The sequence below is a fragment of the Pengzhenrongella sp. genome (assembly GCF_036565025.1).
GTDB lineage: Bacteria > Actinomycetota > Actinomycetes > Actinomycetales > Cellulomonadaceae > Pengzhenrongella.
Map to the genome: position 1 here is coordinate 1 of NZ_DATCNW010000270.1, position 4,933 is coordinate 4,933.

At 69.8% G+C, this 4,933-nt stretch carries 4 protein-coding genes; 2 read left to right on the top strand and 2 right to left on the bottom strand.

The window, feature by feature from the left end:
* Positions 1-379 (top strand): hypothetical protein (locus VIM26_RS15765; protein WP_331952836.1); only part of this gene is annotated, 379 nt, incomplete at its 5' end.
* A 113-nt stretch (positions 380-492) separates the two neighbouring features.
* Complete coding sequence (locus tag VIM26_RS15770) at positions 493-1,152, top strand: HNH endonuclease signature motif containing protein (RefSeq protein ID WP_331952838.1); 660 nt, start codon at positions 493-495, stop codon at positions 1,150-1,152.
* Between the two features lie 17 nt (positions 1,153-1,169).
* On the opposite strand, the gene VIM26_RS15775 is transcribed toward VIM26_RS15770, so the two are convergent.
* Both VIM26_RS15775 and VIM26_RS15780 read right to left on the bottom strand, forming a co-directional pair.
* The gene (locus VIM26_RS15775; protein ID WP_331952840.1) at positions 1,170-3,440 is read right to left on the bottom strand and encodes a putative bifunctional diguanylate cyclase/phosphodiesterase; all 2,271 of its coding nucleotides are present in this window, start codon (positions 3,438-3,440) and stop codon (positions 1,170-1,172) included.
* 390 nt (positions 3,441-3,830) lie between these two features.
* Positions 3,831-4,933, bottom strand: a 1,103-nt coding sequence (locus VIM26_RS15780) for a GGDEF domain-containing protein (protein ID WP_331952842.1), incomplete at its 5' end; no start/stop codon positions are given.

Genomic DNA, 4,933 nt, shown 5'->3' on the forward strand with positions numbered 1-4,933 from the left:
CCGGCTCCTGACGAACAGCGAGATGGACTCCGTCGCGCCGTTCACCGCACTGCTCCTGGGCCAGCCCACGCTGCGCCGGCGGATCAAGCTCGGCGCATTCGCGGCCCTGGACCAGCGGATCGCGCTGCGCTACGCGATCCCACCCATGACCGAGCCCGAGACCCGCGACTACCTCACCCATCACGTCAAACTGGTCGGCCGCAGCGACCAGCTGTTCTCCGACGACGCCGCCGCCCTGATCCACCAAACCGGCCGCGGGCTGCCCCGAGCCGTGAACAACATCGCCCTGCAAGCCCTCGTCGCCACCTTCGCCACGAACAAAACCATCGTCGACGAGTCCGCCACCCGCGCCGCAGTCGCCGAAGTGACCGCCGAGTAACGGCCAGACCACCGCGGACGACGCGGTGAACATCAAACCGTCAACATGACCACGAAGGCCCCGCCCCGAACCAGGGACGGGGCCTTCGCCGATCACTCAAATCCGCACCGACCGTGACGCCGACATCCTCACCCAGGCTGGCGGCCAACACCCTCGACCTCGGCCGCGCCTCCCGGTTCCCCAACGCGGCCCTGACCCGCGCCCTGTGGCACCGCGACGGCACCTGCCAGTACCCCGGCTGCAACCGCCGCCGCTTCCTCGTCGCCCACCACCTGCAGCACTGGGCCAACGGCGGACCCACCACCCTGTGGAATCTCTGCCTGGTCTGCACCGCGCACCACCGCGCCCTGCACGAAGGGAACTACCAGCTCACCCTCACCCCCACCGGCGAACTCCTGTTCACCTCGCCCCGCGGCGCCACCATCACCCCCGCACCCGCCCAGACCGGCCACGCCAAGGGCGCAACCACCAGCCACCAAGCCACCATCACCCCCGACACCACCACCCCCGACTGGTACGGCGACCACCTCGACCTCTCCCTCGCCGTCCAAGCCACCCGCAGCAACTGGGACAACCGCAAGCAACCAGGCACCGCCCAGCAACTGGACGACGGCACCATCGAAGCCCGCTGGCAGAAGCTCGCGGCCGCACCAGAGCACCAACCAGCAGTGGGCGACGCCGGTGCTCGAGCGAACGACGCCGAGCCCGGCAAGCCCCCACCCCCGCCACCCTGGCTCGCGCTTCTCGCCGATCCTGAAGCCTGGGCCCGATGACGACGGCGACCACGCGCTCAGCGCACGCCGGACATCTGGCCCGACCAGCGTCGCACCCAGGCTCCGACGGCGTGGGAAGGCATGGGCTTGGCGATGTGGTAGCCCTGAAAGACGTCGACGCCCATGGCGAGCAGGGTGGCTTGGGTCTCGGCGTCCTCGACGCCCTCGGCTACCAGCCGCAGGCCGAGCGCGTGCGCCATCTGCGTCGTCGTCCGCACGATCATCATGCTCCGCTCGTCCCTGAGCATCGTGGAGACGAACGACTGGTCCATCTTGAGCTCTTGCATCGGCAGGTCCCGCAGGTATGCCAGGGATGAGAAGCCGGTGCCGTAGTCGTCGATGGAGGTCTCCACGTTGTGCGCGCTCAGCTCGTAGATCGCCTCACGGGCACGTTCCGGGTCGGACAGGAACGAGTCCTCGGTCACCTCGACGAGCACCGTGTGGCCCGGCAGCCCGGCCCGGTCGAGCGCCCTGAACAGCTCGGGCATGAGCTTCCCGCCGATCAGTTCCGGCGGCGCGAAGTTCAAGGCGACCCGGAATGCGAACCCCTCGTCGATCCACCGTCGCGCGTCGCGCACGACGTTCCTGATCACGGCCCCGGTCAGCGCCGGCATCAGACCGGACCGGCGGGCGTCGGGCAGGAAGGTCATCGGTGACAGCAGACCCTGCGTGGGGTGCTGCCACCGGACGAGCGCCTCCAGCGCGACCACTTCGCGGGTGCGCGCATCCACCTGTGGCTGGTACCACACGACCAGCTCGTTCTCGGCGATCGCCTGGCGCAGATCCTCTCCCCGCCGCAACCGCTGGCGGGAGAAGCCGTCCAGCGACGCGTCGAAGGCCAGCACTCCCGCATGGGACTGCTTGGCCTCGTACATCGCGATGTCCGCGCGGCGCAGGATCTCGATCGACGAGGCGTCACCGGGCTCGCGGACCGTGATGCCGACGGACGCATCGATCGACAGGTCCATGCCATCGACCCGTAGCGGGTCCCGCAGAACCCGTCGTACCCGCTCGGCGATCTCGAAGAGGCGCACCTCGTCGTTGATCGGCGCGAGCAGCGCGAACTCGTCCCCACCGAAGCGAGCCAGCATCGTGTCCGAGTCGATCGACGAGCGGAGCCGGTGCGCGAGGGAGATCAGCACGTCGTCGCCGACGGTGTGACCCGCGCTGTCGTTGATGTCCTTGAACTCGTCGAGATCCAGCAGCACCAGTCCCAGGGGAGCCGCGCTCCGCAGCGCGTCGTCGGCCGCCGCCATCATCGCCCGCCGGTTGGGCAGCCCCGTGAGCTCGTCAGTGCGGGACAGGCGCACCGCCTCGGCCGCGCCCTGCGCCTCACGCAGCGCGAGCGCCATGCGGGCTCCGGCGCAGACGAGGGTCAGCACAGCCGGGGCCATCACGAACCAACCGATGACCCCGTCGGGGTGCAGCACGAGCACCGCGACCGCGAGCGCGCCGGCCAGTGGCAGCAGGCGGGTGGTTCGGCGCTCGCTCGGCGTGAGCACGTCCGACGAACCTCGCGCGCACGCCACCCCGACGATCGCCGCGAAGCTGACACCCCAGAGCACGTCGAGCACGAGGTCGGACGTGTAGGTGTCGCGGTCCAGACTCAGCACGAAGGTGCTGTCGGCCACGGCGAGGCCGAGAAAGCCCAAGGTCAGGGCGGCGGTGCGCCACGTGTGGCCGCGCTTCTGCAGCATCATCTGCGCCAGGACGATCGTGCCGAGGAACACGTCGATGAGCGGGTACAGGACCGCGAGCAGCAACGGCAGGCCGCCACGGTCGAACCTCTGGGACATCGGCGTCAGCACGGCGAACGCGGCCAGGCAGGCCGCCGCGCCGCAGACGACGGCTGCCTCGAGCCAGATCGCGGCCGTCGCAGTCGCCCGACGTGGCACGTCGAGCAGGAGGAACCCGACCATCCCCAGGTACGACGCGAGGAAGAACACCTCCCCCGGCGCGGGGAACATCACCGCGGCCTCCGTCTGGCTGGCCCCCACCGTCGCGGACCCGACCGCCCAGAGGACCACTCCGGACGCGAGGAACCAGAGCGACAACCTCCTGGCCGGGTGCAGAACGGACTGGAGGAGCAGGCGCGCGACCAGGACGACGAAGAAGACCAGCAGCGTGACGACCACAGCGGTTCGCAGCGGCGGACCGTCCTGCGGGCCTGGCAGCACGAACGTCGACCCGATTCCCAGCAGCAGCACGAGCCAGGATGCCGACCCCAGCCAGCGGACCACGCGGCCCATCCGGCCGGCGGTCGGCGAAGCCAGTCGCTCGGAACTCATCGGCCCGCACCCGATCCGCGAGCGCGCCGGAGGTCACGGCGTCGTGACAACCGCCGTCGCAGCAGAACGTTCCGCTGAGGCGAGAACATCGGTGCTCGAGTGGCTCCTGCTCCGTGCACGGCCGTGCCGCTGGGGACCGCCGCCCGCGGGCTCGTGCGGCGACGTACTGAGGAGGAGCGGTGCAGGATGCCCCGCGCACACACCTTCGTGAGAATGCTCACCGAGGGCATTGGTCTGTACGCGCATATTTGTTTCGGCGAGGACCAACGTGTCCGGTCTCTTGATCCTAACTGGCCCATCCGATCCGTCAACGCGACGTGGGGCATTAGGCCAACCACCGAGGCGAGCTCGCGGTCCCTCGCCGAATGGGTTGCCCGCTCGACGGAACAATCATTCCGTCGCGCGCTTCGTGAGGTACAGCGCCTCGTCGGCCGCGGTGAGGAGATCGCGCTCGTCCATGCCCGGATGCAGGACCGCCTGACCGACGCTCGCCTGCGTGTGCAGCTCGAGACCTTCGTACAAGATCGGCTCCTCCAGGGCGCGCCGGATCGCGGTGACAACGCGGTCGGCCGCCTTCGCGGGCGTCACCAGCAGCGTGAACTCGTCGCCGCCCATCCGGAAGACGGCGTCGGGCGCACCGGAGACCTGCTGCAACCGCCGCGCGACCTCGCGCAGCACCTCGTCGCCGGCGGCGTGCCCGTACTGGTCGTTGACCTCCTTGAAATGGTCGAGGTCGACCATGAGCAGGGCGGCGTCACGAACGTCACCGCCGAGCTCGACCTTGAGCGCCTGCGAGAGCAGTGCCCGGTTGCCGACCCCCGTGAGCACGTCGTGCAACGACCGGTCCTCGCTCACCTCGGCCCGGTCGAACAGCTGGTTTTGCTGGCCGAGGATGACGCTCCAGCACAGGCCGACCGCCAGCATGGACACCACCACGGCAGCGGGCTCGAGCAGCCGCAAGGTACGGAACCGACCCTTCTGCATGGCAACGGCATGGTCGGCGAGCTCCTGGCGATGCTTGACGGCGGCGTTCACCAGCTGCTGCATGGCATCGAGTGCGGGTCCGACCTGGAAGCCTCGCGGGCCCGGGACCCGGGGCCCATCCCTGAGCGCCGTGTCGATCGACAGCCGGTAGCGGCCGTTGAGGACAAGCAGCTGGTCGGCCGCGCCGTCGTCCTGCGCGGTGTTCAGTCGGCGCAGGCCGGACACCGACCCGTCCAGTTCGGCGATCGCCGACCGGATGTGCGCTCGCGCATCCTCGCTCGGGGCCCGCCGGTAGGCGACCTCCGCGAAGGCCTCGGTCGCGATCGCTTGCTGAACCTCCTGGTAGGCCGACAAGGCACCGAACCCGGCCTGGATGTCCCTGAACCCGGACGACAACGCGGCGACCGTGGCAATGACGAGTGCCATGAGGCCGCCGAAGACGACGACCAACGCGATCGTTCCCAGCACCGCAGCCCGTCCCCGCACATTCCCCCCAGCAGGCGCCGTCT